The organism is Hydrogenophaga sp. (assembly GCF_030373245.1).
In the GTDB taxonomy this organism is placed as follows: domain Bacteria; phylum Pseudomonadota; class Gammaproteobacteria; order Burkholderiales; family Burkholderiaceae_C; genus Hydrogenophaga.
The window spans coordinates 17,929-33,854 of record NZ_JAUCZF010000008.1 but is presented as its reverse complement, the minus strand read 5'-3'; the positions used below and the strand labels follow the sequence as shown (position 1 = coordinate 33,854).

The 15,926-nt window shown below is 66.3% G+C and carries 15 protein-coding genes; 11 read left to right on the top strand and 4 right to left on the bottom strand.

Going from position 1 to position 15,926, the window contains the following annotated elements:
* The first annotated feature begins 19 nt into the window (after positions 1–19).
* From argS to QUV25_RS16495, 9 genes are all read left to right on the top strand, one after another.
* Positions 20–1,693 (top strand): arginine--tRNA ligase, encoded by a 1,674-nt coding sequence (gene argS / locus QUV25_RS16535; protein WP_300865570.1) that lies wholly within the window; start codon positions 20–22, stop codon positions 1,691–1,693.
* 19 nt (positions 1,694–1,712) lie between these two features.
* Positions 1,713–2,375, top strand: coding sequence for an SPOR domain-containing protein (locus tag QUV25_RS16530; protein ID WP_300865749.1), 663 nt, complete (start codon positions 1,713–1,715; stop codon positions 2,373–2,375).
* A gap of 90 nt (positions 2,376–2,465) precedes the next feature.
* On the top strand, positions 2,466–3,101 hold the full coding sequence (locus QUV25_RS16525) for a thiol:disulfide interchange protein DsbA/DsbL (RefSeq protein WP_300865569.1): 636 nt from the start codon (positions 2,466–2,468) through the stop codon (positions 3,099–3,101).
* Between the two features lie 221 nt (positions 3,102–3,322).
* Complete coding sequence (gene lptA / locus QUV25_RS16520) at positions 3,323–3,883, top strand: lipopolysaccharide transport periplasmic protein LptA (protein WP_300865747.1); 561 nt, start codon at positions 3,323–3,325, stop codon at positions 3,881–3,883.
* Positions 3,880–4,674: an LPS export ABC transporter ATP-binding protein gene (lptB, locus tag QUV25_RS16515; protein ID WP_300865568.1), complete on the top strand. Its 795-nt coding sequence runs from the start codon at positions 3,880–3,882 to the stop codon at positions 4,672–4,674. Before lptA ends, lptB begins: the two co-directional genes overlap by 4 nt.
* A 136-nt stretch (positions 4,675–4,810) precedes the next feature.
* On the top strand, positions 4,811–6,430 hold the full coding sequence (locus QUV25_RS16510) for an RNA polymerase factor sigma-54 (protein WP_300865567.1): 1,620 nt from the start codon (positions 4,811–4,813) through the stop codon (positions 6,428–6,430).
* Positions 6,427–7,782 (top strand): THUMP domain-containing protein, encoded by a 1,356-nt coding sequence (locus tag QUV25_RS16505; RefSeq protein ID WP_300865565.1) that lies wholly within the window; start codon positions 6,427–6,429, stop codon positions 7,780–7,782. Before QUV25_RS16510 ends, QUV25_RS16505 begins: the two co-directional genes overlap by 4 nt.
* Positions 7,779–8,237: a putative toxin-antitoxin system toxin component, PIN family gene (locus tag QUV25_RS16500; protein ID WP_300865564.1), complete on the top strand. Its 459-nt coding sequence runs from the start codon at positions 7,779–7,781 to the stop codon at positions 8,235–8,237. Before QUV25_RS16505 ends, QUV25_RS16500 begins: the two co-directional genes overlap by 4 nt.
* 10 nt (positions 8,238–8,247) lie before the next feature.
* Positions 8,248–9,414: a hypothetical protein gene (locus tag QUV25_RS16495; RefSeq protein ID WP_300865562.1), complete on the top strand. Its 1,167-nt coding sequence runs from the start codon at positions 8,248–8,250 to the stop codon at positions 9,412–9,414.
* 37 nt (positions 9,415–9,451) lie between these two features.
* Here the strand turns inward: QUV25_RS16495 and QUV25_RS16490 are convergent, their stop codons facing one another.
* A complete protein-coding gene (locus QUV25_RS16490) occupies positions 9,452–11,071 on the bottom strand; it encodes an FMN-binding glutamate synthase family protein (RefSeq protein ID WP_300865560.1) in 1,620 nt (539 codons plus the stop codon).
* 65 nt (positions 11,072–11,136) lie between these two features.
* On the opposite strand from QUV25_RS16490, the gene QUV25_RS16485 reads away from it, so the two are divergent.
* A complete protein-coding gene (locus QUV25_RS16485; protein WP_300865559.1) occupies positions 11,137–11,931 on the top strand; it encodes a YecA family protein in 795 nt (264 codons plus the stop codon).
* A gap of 24 nt (positions 11,932–11,955) precedes the next feature.
* On the opposite strand, the gene QUV25_RS16480 is transcribed toward QUV25_RS16485, so the two are convergent.
* The 3 genes from QUV25_RS16480 to QUV25_RS16470 form a co-directional block, all read right to left on the bottom strand.
* Positions 11,956–12,441, bottom strand: coding sequence for a CZB domain-containing protein (locus QUV25_RS16480; RefSeq protein ID WP_300865557.1), 486 nt, complete (start codon positions 12,439–12,441; stop codon positions 11,956–11,958).
* Positions 12,442–12,588: 147 nt separating this feature from the next.
* Positions 12,589–13,752, bottom strand: a complete 1,164-nt coding sequence (locus tag QUV25_RS16475) for a DNA alkylation repair protein (protein ID WP_300865555.1) — start codon at positions 13,750–13,752, stop codon at positions 12,589–12,591.
* 7 nt (positions 13,753–13,759) lie between these two features.
* Positions 13,760–14,647 (bottom strand): LysR family transcriptional regulator, encoded by an 888-nt coding sequence (locus tag QUV25_RS16470; RefSeq protein WP_300865554.1) that lies wholly within the window; start codon positions 14,645–14,647, stop codon positions 13,760–13,762.
* Positions 14,648–14,759: 112 nt separating this feature from the next.
* On the opposite strand from QUV25_RS16470, the gene QUV25_RS16465 reads away from it, so the two are divergent.
* Complete coding sequence (locus QUV25_RS16465; protein WP_300865552.1) at positions 14,760–15,923, top strand: twin-arginine translocation pathway signal protein; 1,164 nt, start codon at positions 14,760–14,762, stop codon at positions 15,921–15,923.
* The last annotated feature ends 3 nt before the right edge of the window (positions 15,924–15,926 follow it).

Below are 15,926 nucleotides of genomic sequence, written 5' to 3'. Positions count from 1 at the left end.
AACCTAAAATCAGTCCCCTATGCTCAAGATCAAACAAGACCTGCTGGCCGGCCTGGCCACGGCGCTGGACGTGCTGTCCCCGGGGGCCGGTGCCAAGGCGGCGTTCGAGTCGCCCAAGGTGGCGGCCCACGGCGACTTCGCCATCACCGCGGCGATGCAGCTCGCCAAACCGCTCAAGCTCAACCCGCGCCAGCTGGGTGAGCAGCTGCGCGAGGCCTTGCTGGCGCTGCCGGTATTCCAGCAGTGGGTGGCCGACATCGACATCGCCGGGCCCGGCTTCATCAATATCCGCCTCAAGCCCGAGGCCAAGCAGCGGGTGGTGCACGAGGTGCTGGCGGCGGGGCCGTGTTTTGGCGAGGCGCCAGCCAACGGGCAGAGGCTCATGGTGGAGTTTGTGTCGGCCAATCCCACTGGCCCGCTGCATGTGGGTCACGGTCGTCAGGCCGCGCTTGGAGACGCCATCTGCAATCTCTACGCCACCCAGGGCTGGCAGGTGCACCGCGAGTTCTATTACAACGATGCGGGGGTGCAGATCGGCACGCTGGCCACCTCCACCCAGCTGCGCGCCAAGGGCTTCAAGCCGGGCGACGCTGAATGGCCCGAGGCGGCCTACAACGGTGACTACATCCAGGACATCGCCAACGACTACCTGGCAAAGAAGACCGTGCACTCCGACGACCGCGCCTTCACCGCCAGCGGTGACGTGGACGCGCTGGACGACATCCGCCTGTTCGCCGTGGCCTACCTGCGCCACGAGCAGGACCTGGACCTGCAGGCCTTCGCGGTGAAGTTCGACCACTACTACCTAGAGTCCAGCCTGTATACCAGTGGCAAAGTCGATGCCACGGTGCAAAAGCTGCGCGACGCCGGCAAGACCTACGAGCTGGATGGCGCGCTGTGGCTCAAGTCCACCGACTACGGGGACGACAAGGACCGCGTCATGCGCAAGGGCGACGGCAGCTACACCTACTTCGTACCCGACGTGGCGTACCACATCGCCAAATGGGAACGCGGCTTCACCAAGGTCATCAACATCCAGGGCACCGACCACCACGGCACCATCGCTCGCGTGCGCGCCGGCCTGCAGGCGGCCAACGTGGGCATTCCGGCCGGTTACCCCGACTACGTGCTGCACACCATGGTGCGCGTGATGAAGGGCGGAGAGGAAGTGAAGATCAGCAAGCGCGCGGGCAGCTACGTGACGCTGCGCGACTTGATCGAATGGACCAGCAAGGATGCCGTGCGCTTCTTCCTGCTCAGCCGCAAGCCCGATACCGAGTACACCTTCGATGTGGACCTGGCGGTGCAGAAGAACAACGACAACCCGGTGTACTACGTGCAATACGCCCATGCGCGCATCTGCTCGGTGCTCGCGGCCTGGGGTGGTGAGATCGCAGCACTCAAGAACGCCGACCTGACGCCGCTCGACACTCCGGCTGCGCAGGCACTGATGCTGCTGCTGGCGAAATACCCGGCGATGCTGGCCGACGCCGCGCGCGATTTCGCGCCGCACGACGTCACCTTCTACCTGCGCGAGCTGGCCGCGAGCTACCACAGCTACTACGACGCCGAGCGCATCCTGGTCGATGACGAGCACGTCAAAACGGCACGCCTGGCCCTGGTCGCGGCCACCGCACAGGTATTGCACAATGGACTCGCCGTGCTGGGCGTGAGCGCCCCGCTCAAAATGTGAACGGGAATTTTTGATGAAGATGCAGAAGCAAGCACCTCGCGCAGTGCGCGGCGGCACCCTGTTGGGTTTTGTGGTCGGCCTGCTGGTGGGGCTGGGCGCCGCTCTGGGGGTGGCGATCTACGTGACCAAGGTGCCCGTGCCCTTTGTCGACCGCGGCGTGTCGCGCAACCCCGCGCAGGACGCGGCCGAGGCCGAGCGCAACAAGGGCTGGAACCCCAACGCTGTGCTCAACGGCAGGTCGGGCACCGCCACCGTCACCCCCAACGCGCCAGCGACACCCTCAGAGGGTGCGATCAGCGTGCCTTCGCCCGACGGTCTTGCCCTGCCCAAGCCAGGTTCGGCGCCCACCGAATCGGCTGACCCGCTGGGTGACCTCGCCAGGGCCAAGGCCGGTGAGAGTGCCACGGTGGCGCCCGTCGCGCCAGCGCCTGGCCCAGGCGCTGACCCGTTCCTGTATTTTGTGCAGGCGGGCGCTTTCCGCACGGCCGACGATGCCGAGGCGCAGCGTGCCAAGCTCGCCATGCTCGGCATCGAAGCGCTGGTCAGCGAACGCGAGCAGTCCGGGCGCACGGTCTACCGGGTTCGCATAGGCCCGTTCAACCAGAAGGCGCTGGCCGACCTGACGCGCGAGCAGCTCGAGGTCAACGGCATGGAAGCTGCCCTGGTCCGGGTGCAGCGCTGAAGCTCGATCTGTTCACAGCCCTGGCATCCGCCCAGGGAACCTTTGGGGCGAGCCAGCGCCCCAAATATCTCTTTCAAGGAGTCTGATTCCATGCAACGTCGCGATTTTTCCCGTTCCCTGCTGGCCGCTGGTGGGCTCGCCGCCCTGGGCCACGGCACCGCCCACGCGCAACTGGCGGGTCTGAAAGAGGGTACCGACTTCGTGCGCCTGCCCAAGCCGGCACCGGTGGACAGCCCGGCGGGCCAGATCGAGGTGGTCGAGTTTTTTGCCTACACCTGCATCCACTGCTTCAACTTCGAGCCGGTCATGGAGGCCTGGATCAAGAAAAAGCCCGCGGGCGTGGCGATCAAGCGCACGCCCGTGGCGTTCAGCGATGCCTTCGTGCCGATGCAAAAGCTGTACTACGCCCTGGAGGCCATGGGCCAGGTCGAGGCGTTGCACGAAAAGGTATTCCGCGCCATTCATGTTGACAAACAGCGCCTCACCACACCCGAGGCCATCATTCCCTGGGTGGCAGCGCAAGGGGTGGACAAGGCGAAATTCGAAGGCTTCTACAACTCGTTTGCGGTCGCTGGAAAATCCAAGCGTGCGGCGCAGTTGCAGGATGCGTACCAGGTTGAAGGCACGCCGGCCCTGGGTGTGGCGGGCCGCTATTACGTACCAGGTCAGGGCCCGCGCTCCATCGTGGTGGCCGAAGCGCTGATCGCTGAGGTTCGCAAGGGCTGACCTCGCGTTGGACACCGGCTTGGGCCCGCCTAGTGCGGGCCCGCTGCTTGATGGGGCTGACGACCGGACCAAGCCTGCAAAAGTCACGCCAGGGATCGTGGCAGCGGCTCACACGCCGTTACAATGAATGCAAGTTTCGTGCCCTACCTATGATGCCCCTGACCCTTTGTCTCCGATCCTCGCTGGCGCTCGCCGCGCTGCTGCTCGCCAGCGTGGGCGGCATGGGGGCTGCGCTGGCTGAAAAAGCCGACCGCAACCAGCCCATGAATGCAGAGGCGGACGCGCTGCGCTACGACGACGCGCGCCAGACCAGCGTGTTCACGGGCAACGTGGTCATTACCAAGGGCAGCATCGTGATCCGTGGCGCCCGGGTCGAGGTGAAGCAGGACGCGCAAGGCAACCAGTTCGGTACCGTCAACGGCAACCCGGCCTTTTTCCGCCAGAAGCGAGACGGCGTGGACGAGTTCATCGAAGGCACCGCCCAGCGCATCGAATACGACAGCAGGGCCGATACGGTGCGTTTTGTTGGCAACGCCGTGCTGCGTCGCCTCAAAGGCGCTGCGGTCAACGACGAGACCGCGGGCGCGGTGATTGCCTACAACAACGCGACCGACGTATTCACCGTCGACGGCGGCCCAGCCAATCGCACCGCGGCCAACCCCACCGGTCGGGTGCGCGCCATGCTCACGCCGGTGCCCAAGGATGGCGAGGCACCGGCTTCACCGCCCGAGGCACCAGCCCCGCTCAAACCCAGCGGTCAGCTGGGTGAAGGTCGCCCGTGAGGGCGCCCGAATCCGACGCGGAGGTTGCCAGCCCCTACCGCTCTGAGGAGATCAGCCGCCTGGTGGCCAATGGCCTGAAAAAGGCCTATGGCAGCCGGCTGGTGGTCAAGGACGTGTCGCTCGCTGTCGACAAGGGTGAGGTGGTCGGCTTGCTCGGCCCCAACGGCGCGGGCAAAACGACTTCGTTCTACATGCTGGTGGGCCTGCTGCGCTCAGACGCCGGCCAGATCCTGCTCGACGGCCAGGCGATCGAAAAGCTGCCGATTCACCAGCGCGCGCGCCTGGGCCTGGGTTACCTGCCTCAGGAAGCGTCGATCTTTCGCAAACTCACAGTGGCTGAGAACGTGCGTGCGGTGCTGGAGCTGCAAACCGATTCCTCGGGCCGTTCGCTGCCTTCGGCCGAGATCGAGAAGCGGCTAGACCAGTTGCTGGCCGACCTGCATGTGGACCACCTGCGGGATTCGCCGGCGCCTGCTCTCTCGGGTGGTGAGCGCCGCCGCGTGGAGATTGCGCGCGCGCTGGCGACCAACCCGCGCTTCATCCTGCTCGATGAGCCGTTTGCCGGCATCGACCCGATCGCGGTGATCGAGATCCAGCGCATCATCGGTTTCCTCAAATCGCGCGGTATCGGTGTGCTGATCACCGACCACAACGTGCGCGAAACCCTGGGCATCTGCGACCGGGCCTACATCATCAACGAAGGTCATGTGCTCACCAGCGGCACACCGGCCGAGATCGTCGAGAACGCCGACGTGCGCCGGGTTTACCTGGGTGAGCACTTCCGGATGTGAAGAACGTCATGTCGCTCATGTCAGCTTGGCCAGCGGAGGTCACGCCATTCAAGGCACTTGAGGAACCGGCTTTGCCGGGCCTCAGGGTGCTTCCCCCTCATGGGGGGTCGTGCGCAGCGCGGCGGGGGGAGGTCGTATGAAGCAAGGCCTGTCTCTCCGCGTCTCGCAGCACTTGGCGCTCACGCCGCAGTTGCAGCAATCGATCCGCCTCCTGCAGCTCTCCACGCTGGAAATGGCGCAGGAGGTTGAGCAGATGCTGGACGAGAACCCGTTTCTTGAACGCACCGACGAGCAGGCCGATCGAGAGGCCTTTGGTCTGGAGCAGACCGATGCTGTGGTGAGCGCGGGTGAACAGATTGCCGAGGCGTCCGCGCTGCCGCCCGATGCGCCCAGTACCGACCGGATCAGCAGCGCCGAGAGCACCGACAGCGATCACAGTGTGGAGAGCCGGGTCGATGGCGACAGTCCGCTGGAAGAGAGCTGGGACGGTGACGGCTCGGTCGACATGGCGCCCGACGACGGTGAATGGGGTGGCGAAGCGCTGGCGCGCACCAACAACCTCAACAACGCGGGCGACGACGAAACCGCCAGCGCAGCCGAGCTGGCGCGTGCGGCCACCAGTCTGCAAGACCACTTGCACGACCAGGCGCGCTGCCTGCGCCTGAACGACGAAGACCGCGCTGCCCTGTACTTTCTCATCGAGTCGCTCAATGAAGATGGGTACCTTGAGGACCCCCTGAGCGATCTGGCGCAGGCCTGGTTGCGCATGTCGTCGCCCAACGTCGGCGACGCTGGCGAAGATCTGGAGGCACGTGAAGAGCTGGCGCAGCGCCTGGGTGTGGCGTTGCAGCTGCTGCAGCACATGGAGCCCACAGGAGTGGGCGCGCGCGACCTGGGCGAGTGCCTGCGCCTTCAGATCGAGGAACTGCGCAACAGCCCCGAGGCGCGCGCGGCGCTGACCATCTGCGCCCAGCCCCTGGAGCTCATGGCCAAGCGCGACATCAAGCGTCTGTGCAGCCTGTGCGGCGCCGATGACGAAACGGTGCGCGCCGCGCTGGCGCTGATCGCGCGCCTGGAGCCCAAACCCGGCCGCCGCTTCGTCAACGTGGAGCGCAACATCGTCGTGCCTGATGTGCTGGTCACGCGCGCCGGGCGCGGCTTCAAGGTGCAGCTCAACCCGGAGGTGATGCCCCGCTTGCGCGTGCAGGATGTGTACGCCAACGCCATGCGCCAGAACCGTGGCGGCAGGGACAACGGCACCGAGGCCGGTCATGCCGCCATGCAGCAGCGCCTGCAAGAGGCGCGCTGGTTCATCAAGAACATCCAGCAGCGCTTTGACACCATCCTGCGCGTGTCTTCGGCCATCGTCGAGCGCCAGCGCAATTTTTTCATGCACGGCGAGCTGGCCATGCGCCCATTGGTGTTGCGAGAGATTGCCGATGAGCTGGGCCTGCACGAATCCACCATCAGCCGGGTGACCACGGCCAAGTACATGGCCACGCCCTTTGGCACCTTCGAGCTGAAGTATTTTTTTGGCTCCTCGCTTGGCACCGAGACCGGGGGCAATGCCTCCAGCACCGCGGTGCGCGCCCTGCTCAAGCAGTTCATCGCCGCCGAAGAGGTTTCCAAACCGCTGTCGGACAACCAGCTGTCCGACTTGCTCAAGGAGCAGGGCATCGAGTGCGCGCGCCGCACCGTGGCCAAGTACCGTGAAGCGCTGCGCATTGCGCCAGCCAATCTCCGGAAATCCCTGTGAACCAGCTCAAGCTCTTTCTTCCCTGCGCCGCCGGCGTGGAAGACTTCCTGGCCGATGAGGTGCAGCGCATCACCGGCGAGCCGCTGGCGTTCAAGGCGCGTGGCGGTGTGGGCGTGCAGGCGTCGTGGCGCGAGGCCATGCGACTCAATTTGCACAGCCGGTTGTCGCAGCGGGTGCTGGTGCAGCTCTGGCATGGCGGCTACCGCAACGAGCAAGACCTCTACAACGCAGCGAGCGATGTGGCCTGGGAGATCTGGTTTTCGCCGCAGGAGACCATCAAGGTCGAAATCACCGCGCAGCACAGTCCGCTGACGTCGCTCAACTTCGCCGCCCTCAAGATCAAGGACGCGGTGTGCGACCGCTTCCGCGCCAAGCGCGGCGAGCGCCCGAGTGTGAACACCACCTGGCCCGACATCCGCCTGTATGCCCACCTGACCACCGACGAGCTCACGCTGTACCTGGACACCTCGGGTGAGCCGCTTTTCAAACGCGGCTGGCGTGAAGACAAGGGCGACGCGCCGCTGAAGGAAACCCTGGCCGCCGCCATGATCGCCGCCACCGGCTGGAACGGTGGCGAGGCCGAGGCGCTGGACGACATCACCCCGCTGTACGACCCCTGCTGCGGCAGCGGAACGCTGGTGATCGAGGCCGCACAGATCGCTCTGCGCATCGCGCCCGGCCTGCTGCGCCGATTTGCGTTTGAAAAAATGGTGCCGTTCCAGCCCCACGTGTGGACCGCCATCCAGGACGAAGCCGAGCGCAACATCCGCGACTGGCCCAAAGGCCATGTGCCCCTTGTGTTCGGCAGCGACGTCTCGTTTCGCATGGTCGACTTCGCCCAGCGCAACGCCGAGCGCGCGGGGGTGGCCCAAGCCATCGAGTTGCGTGGTGGCGACGCTCTGCAGCGCCAGCCACCAGTGGATCGCCCGGGTCTGCTGTTGCTCAACCCGCCGTACGGTGAGCGCATCGCAGCGGCCGGTGTGGCGGGTGAAAGCGCGGCGGCACGCGCAGGCTCCAGAGCACCGCGCACCTTCAGCGTGGGCGGTGGCAGAGCGTCGGAGGCGGGCCCGGACCGGGGCGAACGCGAACCTGAGCGCGTTGGCCGAGAAAGCGCCCAGATGGCCGATGGCGGTGACGGCAGCGATTTCTTCCAGCAACTCGCGGCGCACTGGAAAACCCACTACGCTGGCTGGACCGCCTGGCTGCTCACGCCTGACCTCAAGCTGCCGGGCAAGATGCGGTTCAAGGAGTCGCGCCGGGTGCCGCTGTGGAACGGACCGATCGAATGCCGCCTGTTCCGCTTCGACCTGACGGCCCGCCGTGTGCAACCGGCTGACACCGGACAGCCTTGACCCAGGAGTTGCCGGTGCCGGTCCGAACGCCTCTCGTGCTCGATACCAACATCGCGCTCGATCTGTTCGTGTTTGATGATCCCGCGAGTGAGGCCTTGCGCGCAGCGCTGGCCGCCATGCGCGTGGGCTGGCTGGCCACCGACGCCATGCGCGAGGAGCTGTCGCGTGTGCTGGGCTACCCGCAGATCGCCTCTCGACTGACTCGCCAGGCACTTGCGCCCGAGACCGTGCTGAGCGCCTTCGACGCTCAGGTGTACGTGGTGGACCGGGCGCCCAAGGCGCCTGTGACCTGCAATGACGTCGACGATCAGAAATTCATCGATCTGGCGGTGGCGCATCGTGCCACCCTGATCAGCAAGGACGCGCACATCCTGCGCATGACCAAGCGCCTGGCGCGACTCGACGTGCTGGTGTGCCGGCACTGGGCTGGCCAACCTGGGCGAGTGACTGGCTAGGACTCGACCCATGAGGCTGTACACCCGCTGTCTGTTTGCTCGCCTGCCCCTCGCGCGCGTCTGGCCAGTTCTCTTGCTCGGACTCAGCAGCGGGCTGGCCCTGGCCGTGCCGCAGTGTGAGCTCAACGGCGAGTCGGTGAGTCCGTCCAACGGCCACACCACGGCGGGCAAGTCGGGTGTGATGCGCTGCACCGATGACAGCGGACCGGTGCGTCTGCGCGAGCAGACGCTGCGCGATGGTCGCTTCGAGGGCCCAGTGCGCTTTGTCATGGCGTCGGGCGAGCGGCGCGAATACACCGTCAATGCCCGGGGTAACCGCGACGGTGTGGTGCGCGAATGGGACGCTCGCGGCACCTTGCGGCGTGAGGAAAACCTGGACAACGGTCAGGCCATTGGGGAGCAGAGGGTGTACGCTGCATCGGGCCGGCTGCAGCGGCTGGACTACGTGGTGAACCGCCGTGTGGCGCTCTCCATCGCCTACCTCGAAGACGGCTCAGTCAGTGCGTTGCGCTGCGCGCCGGTCTCGCTGCTGCCACAGGACCGATTGCTGTGTGGACACGACGGCTCCGCCAGCAACGTCACCCTCTACCGAGAGCCGGGGCAGGTGTCGGGCACGGTGAGTCTTGTGGCTGGTGCGCTGGTGCGCCAGACCCTGGTCAACGAGCAGGGCGGTCTGGTGCGCAGCGAAGAGGTGAAGCGTTCGCCGGGCGAGCCCGACCGGCGCATCAAGCGCGTGTACTACCCCTCAGGCCAGCTGCGCTCTGAGACCGATCTGTTGCAGCGCGACCCGGATGTGCTGGTGCGCGAGGGTGTGGTGCGGGAATGGGCCGAGAGCGGCCAGCTGACCCAGCAGACGGTGTGGGTGGCAGGGCGCGAGCAGCGCATTGAACAGTGGTACCTCAATGGCCAGCGCAAGTTCGTGCAAACCATTTCGCGAGAGGGCCGCAACGAGCAGCGTGACACCACCAGCTATTGGGACAACGGCGAGCGGGCGGCTGAAAACGCCGAGCGCAATGGGCGGCTGTTTGGCTGGCAGCGCTACTTCAGCGAAACCGGCGTGCTGCAGCGCGAGGACGAACACGGCCCGCGCGGCGTGCTGTTGCGTCGCAAGACCTACAACGGCCAGGGCGCGCTGGACAAGGAGGAGCGGTTCCTGGAGGACGGCTCGCGCATCTGAGACGTGGCGGCCGGTTCAGACCGGTTCAGGCCCGCGCTCAGACCAGGCCAAACCGGTCTGGCTGGGCCTGCGGCCAGTAGTACTGGAACACCTTGTGCTGATCGGTCAGTTCGCCCAGCAGGGCGCCAGGACGCACGGTGGGCAGCAGCGTCGAGAGCAGGCGCACGTCGTTTTCATTGACGCGGCGAACGATGTGGTCTGCAGTGATCTCGCTCGGGTGGTTCAGACCAGCCGCCTGCACCAGTTCCTGCAGTGCGTGCAAAGTCTGGCGGTGGAAGTTGTAGACCCGTTCGGCCTTGTCGGGTACCACCAGTGCCTGCTGGCGCACCGGATCCTGCGTGGTCACCCCGGTGGGGCACTGGCCGGTGTGGCAAGTCTGGGCTTGGATGCAGCCCAGCGCAAACATGAAGCCGCGCGCACTGTTGCACCAGTCGGCGCCGATGGCGATGGCGCGCACGATGTCAAACGCGCTGATCACCTTGCCCGACGCGCCGATCTTGATGCGATCACGCAGGTTCACGCCCACCAGGGTGTTGTGCACCAGGCGCAGGCCTTCCTGCAGCGGCGCGCCCACGTGGTCCGTGAACTCCAGTGGTGCCGCGCCGGTACCGCCCTCAGCGCCATCGACCACGATGAAGTCGGGCGTGATGCCGGTTTCCTGCATCGCCTTGACGATGGCAAACCACTCCCAGGGATGACCGATGCAGAGTTTGAAGCCGGTGGGCTTGCCACCCGAGAGTTCGCGCAGCCGGGCGATGAACTGCATCATCTCCATCGGTGTGGCAAACGCGCTGTGCGCCGCTGGCGAGATACAGTCCACGCCCACCGGCACCCCGCGCGCCGCGGCGATTTCGGGTGTGATCTTGGCGCCGGGCAACATGCCGCCGTGGCCAGGTTTGGCGCCCTGGCTCAGCTTGAGCTCGATCATCTTGACCTGTGGATCCAGCGCATTGGCCTTGAAGCGATCCTCGCTGAAACGTCCGGCTTCGTCGCGGCAGCCGAAGTAGCCCGAGCCGATTTCCCAGATCAGGTCGCCGCCGTGCAGCCGGTGCCAGGCCGAGATCGAGCCCTCGCCGGTATCGTGCGCAAAGCGGCCGCGTGCTGCACCGGCGTTGAGCGCCTGGATGGCGTTGGCCGAGAGCGCACCAAAGCTCATGGCCGAGATGTTGAATACGCTGGCCTCGTAAGGCTGGGAGCAGGACGGACCACCGATGGTGGTGCGAAAGTCGGGCGTACTCAGGGTGGTCGGCATGAGCGAGTGGTTGAGCCACTCAAACCCATCGGCTTTCACATCCAGCTGGGTGCCGAAAGGGCGCTTGTCGGTCTCGCCCTTGGCGCGGGCATAGGCCAGGCTGCGCTGGCTGCGCGAAAACGGCGTGGCCTCGGTATCGCTTTCGAGGAAGTACTGGCGCAGTTCGGGGCGCACCTTTTCCAGCATGTAGCGAAAGTGGCCAATGATGGGGTAGTTGCGCAGCACCGATTTTTTGGTTTGCCGCAGGTCATACCAGCCCAGCGCCGAGAGGCCGCCGAACAGCAGAAACCACAGCCCGCCCACGCCAAACCCCACCATGGCAAACAGGCTGAGCAGCGTGAACAGCACGCACAGCGCAAGTGCGGTGTAGCGGACGGGGTAGAGGGCATTGAGGCGATCGAGCATGCAAATTTTCTCCGTGCAGCGCGGGCTACACTGCCGGGCATCATAAAGTCCAGCCCGTTGTCCCCATGAACCACCCTGTTACGCCGTCCGACCTGGATCGTCCGCTGCAAGCCGAGGATTTCGACACCCTCGACGCGATCCTGGACGATCTGCGCACCCGCGACGACGAGGTGCCGCAGTGGGAGTTCTGCGAAGGGGCGCTTGCGGCGCTGCTGTGCACCCGGCGCCTCATCATGCCCAGCGAATATCTGCCGGTGCTGCTGGGGGAGGGCGCCGAAGGCGACGAAGCGTGGGGGAGTGCAGATCAGGCCGCCAGTTTCCTGGGGCTCTGGACGCGGCGCTGGAACGAAGTGGCCGCCGCATTGGCCGCTGAGGTCGAGACGCTGGAGGACGAGCGCAGCTACCACCCGGAAGTGATGGACGTGCGCGGTGCCGTGGCGAGCTTGCCTGAGGAGGCGCGGGCCGAAATCGGTGATCAGGCGTTGCCGGCCTATGCGCAGGTCTGGGCGCTGGGCTTCATGTTCGTGGTGGAGAACTGGCCGGAAGACTGGGCCGCTCCGCGCGACGCCGAGACCGCCGACTGGCTTGACGGAGCGCTCTCCGCCATCGTGGCGCTGACCGAAGACGACACCGCCCGCCCGACGCTGTCCATGCACAGCGAAGATGGTCCGCCCAGCGTGAGCGAGGCGCGGCTGAATCAGTTTGGCGAAGCGATCTGGGCTGTGTACGACCTGCGCCAGCTCTGGCAAAGCCTGGGTCCTCGGGTCGATCCGGTGCGTCGGGGCGAGACACCGGGTCGCAACGACCCCTGTTTTTGCGGCAGCGGCAAGAAATTCAAGAAGTGCCACGGCGCGGCCTGAAGGCTGCCGCCCACACCGGGCCGCTCAGCCGCGCTGCAAGGTGCGCAGTATGTCGAGCAGGCGTGCCCTGCTGCGTTCAAAGTCGGTGTTGAGCAAGGTGCTGGCCAGGTGCATGTGGCCCGAATCGGCCAACATCAAGGCCTTGTCGGCCAGGACATGGAAACGCTGGTGTTCGCGCTCCAGATCGGCGAACAGCGGGTGCTGCCCTGGCGCACCGTCGCGCGAGCGCTTCAGCCACTGGCCCAGACCGCTGTCGTCAGCCCCCGGCAGATCGGGCAGGTCCTGGTCTGTGTGGCGCTCTCGGCTCAGGCGCTCGTTGAAGCGAACGCACCACTCCAGATGCTCAATGATGGCCCCTTGAACCTCCAGTCGGTCAATCTGAGGTGCGGGGGCAGGTGAAAGCACTGGCGCAGCCGCGGGCGGCTCCGCGGGCGACGGATCGCTGATGGTCACGGATTGCCGTGACCAGCGGGCAAGTAGCCGCTGAAAAAGCGCGTTCTTGATGTTCATGAATCGAAGGTCAGGCACGGGGGTGTACCGGCAGCGCAGTGTGAAGGCTGTAGGCCCCGCGCGACCAACCGGCTGAACACAAGAACGGGTACTTGTTACCTGCCGTCACACGGCTGTGCATCTGTCGCCACGGCAATGTGCGGGATGTCACGCTGCCTTGACGGCCCCTGGGTGAAGGTCGACGGTTGCGCAGGCTTGCCGTTCACCGTTGACGAGCAGTTCGATCCGGTGCACGCCGGGGTAAAGCCTTCGTGTGGTCACCTCCCGAAACGGGTGGCGTTTGCTCAGGCTCAGCGCCTCGCCGGGCGCGAGGTTCACCTTCCAGCCCTTGAACACTTTGGCGCTGGTTTTGCCACCGGCTCGCACATGGTGCACCGCGTAGTCGACCACCAGCGCCTGGGGCTCGCGCCCACTGCCCTGCAGCTGCACCGACAGCGTCAGGGTGTCGCCGATGCACAGCGCACCATGTGACAGCGACAGCGTCGCGTGTCCGCGCAGGCCTGGCGCAAGCCCCCAGGCCTGGAGCGTGGGCGCATGGCCTTGTTTGATCAGGCCTCGGCTGGCGTGGCGCAGCAGGGAGGTGCGCTCTGCGCTGGCGCCGGGCAAGTGCTCGCGCAGCCACTGCGCGATGCGCCCAGGGTGGTCCTTGGCGATGTCGTTGAGGTGGTTGGCCACACTGCGCCGCACGTAGGCGCTGGAGTCGTCTTGCAGGGCTTGCAGCAAAGGCAGGGTGGGTTCTGGGTCGGCCACCAGCGCTTGCAGCCGCAAGCCCCACGGCAGTCGCGGTCGGCTGCCTTCGCTGACCAGGCGCCGCACATGGGGGCTGGCATCGTGTGTCCAGCGGGCCAGCGTCTCGAACACCTCGGACGGATGCGCGGCGATGAATGGCCGGATGGCAAATTCGGCGGTGAAGCGCTGCGTCAGCGCGTGCAGGCAGGTCAGCGCGCGCGGCACGTCGCCCATGCCGCGGCGTGCCACCCATTCGCCCGCACCCCACAAGATCCAGCCCGCCAGACCCGCCGGGTGCAGTGCAGCGCCCAGGCCGATGGGTTCTCCTCGCGCGTCGAGCTCCAAGGGCGGTGCGAGGGCCTGCTCCAGCACGGCGGCAGCCTGGTCAAAGTCAGACGGCAGGCAGGCTTCGAGGGCGTTGGCGATCTGCTGGGCGCGGGCCTTGAATTCGAGGCCGTCCAGTCCCTGGAGCGCCAGGTGTTCAAAACGGGTGCGATCGAAGCTGGACCAGGCGGTCTGCAGATGCTCGCCAGCGTGGTGAACTGTCTGGGGGTTGATCAGGTGCTTGAAGGCTTCGGCCATCGGATTCTCACAGCAGGGGAGGCAGCTCATTCGCCAGAAAATCGTACACCGCGCGGATGCGCGCGCTGCTGCGGATTTCGCGGTGCACCGTGAGCCAGATTGGCAGCGGCGGGATGCGCAACTGGGGCAGCACCGTCTGCACCGCCGGGTCTTCGCGGATCAGGTAGTCAGACACGAAGCCGATGCCCAGCCCGGCGCGCACCGCGCCCCAATAGGCCATCAGGTCGTCGGTTCGAAGCTCGAACTGTTCGTGGGCAATCTGCAAACCCATGGCGCTGAAGCCACGCTCAATGTCGGGCGTGCGGTCGTTGCCGATCAACTCGTGTTGCAGCAGATCGGCCAGGGTGCGCGGCGCGCCGCGCCGGCGCACGTAGTCGCGGTGGGCGCAGGCGCTCAGCCGCACCACGCCGATGCGCTTGGCGATGAGAGAGGCCTGGTTGGGTCGGACCATGCGCAAGGCGATGTCGGCCTCGCGGCGCAGCAGGTTGCTGACCGCATTGCTGGAGACCAGCTCGACTGAAATGCCGGGCAGGGCCTGGCGCATGCGCGCCAGCACCGGTGGCAACAGCACACAGGCCACCGGCTGGCTGGCCGACAGGCGAACCGACCCCTCCAGTGTGGCCTTGGCGTGATTCACGCTGCGCAGCAGCGCCAGCGCGCCGGTTTCCATGGCGCGCGCCGCCTCGGCCAGGCGTTGGCCGGCCGGTGTCGGCGCCAGGCCGCGCCCGGTGCGTTCAAACAGCACGCTGCCCAGTTGCGTTTCGAGCTCGGCCACGTGGCGCCCCACCGTGGGCTGGCTGGTGCCCAGGGCCCGCGCAGCGGCCAGCAAGCTGCCGTGTTCGTGTGCCGCCAGAAAAGAGGGGATGAGGTTCCAGTTGAACCGCTCGGTATTCATTCGTGTATAGCTTGTAAGTGGTTTCATGCCATTGTGTTCATGTCGGACCGATTCCACAATGACCTCCAGATTGCCTCACCGGGCGCTCAACCCAACCGTCAAGGAGGTCACCATGCAACGCAGACAGTTCATTCGCATCACCGGCGGCGGCGTGGTGCTCGCCGCCACTGCCAGCCTGGCCGCTTGCGATGCCAGTCTGCCCCCCGAGGCCTTGCAGGCTTGGAGCCCGCCCGCGGACGGGGGTGATGTGCGCCGCTGGCTGGTGGCGCACGCCATCCTCGCCCCGCATTCGCACAACCTGCAGTCGTGGCGAGTCGATTTCAGCGTGCCCGACGAGATCACGCTGTTCATCGACCGGGAGCGGCTGCTCCCCGAAACCGACCCGTTGTCGCGCCAGATGCTGATGAGCCAGGGCACTTTTCTCGAACTCCTCGACCTCGCGGCCCGCCAGAAGGGCCTTCGGGCCGACATCACTTTGTTTCCGGAGGGTGCGTTTGGTCCCACGGCGCTGGATGGCCGGCCCACCGCGCGCGTGCGCTTGTTGGCCGACGCGGGCGTTCAGCCCGATCCTCTGTTCGCCCAGATCTTTCGCCGCCGTACCAACCGCGAGGCCTACGAAGAGCGTGCGCCCGAAGCAGCTGCCCTGAAAGCCATTGCCGACAGCGTGGCGCCTCACCCGATCCGGGTCGAGTTCGTCGGACCCGACGCAGGCGAGCGGCTGCAGCAGCACCGAGCGATCGCTATGCAGGCCTGGCGCGTCGAATTGACCACGCCGCGCACGTTGCTGGAGTCTTACAAGGTGCTGCGCATCGGCCCATCGGAGATATCGCAGCACCGCGACGGCATCTCGGTCAACGATCCGCTGCTGCGCCTGATCACCGCCGTGGGCCTGTTCGACCGCACGCAGGCGTCCGCCCCCGACAGCTCGGCGGTGACGGGGCAGATCGACGACTTCAACGCCAAGCTGGCCACCACGCCGGCGTTCTTGGCCATGGTCACCGAAGGCAACGACCGGTTCACCCAGGTGAACGCGGGCCGTGCCTACGCGCGCGCGCAGCTCGCCGCCACGGCGCATGGGCTGGCCATGCAGCCCTTGTCGCAGGCGCTGCAGGAGTACCCCGAACAGGCGGAGCCTTATGCGGCCATCCACCGGCTGCTGCAGGCGCCGCCACCGGCCTTCACAGTGCAGATGTGGGCCCGTCTGGGCTATGCGCCACCCATTGGCCCGGCGCCACGCCGGGGTGTGGACGCACACATCCTGCCCGCGCGCTCCTGAGCC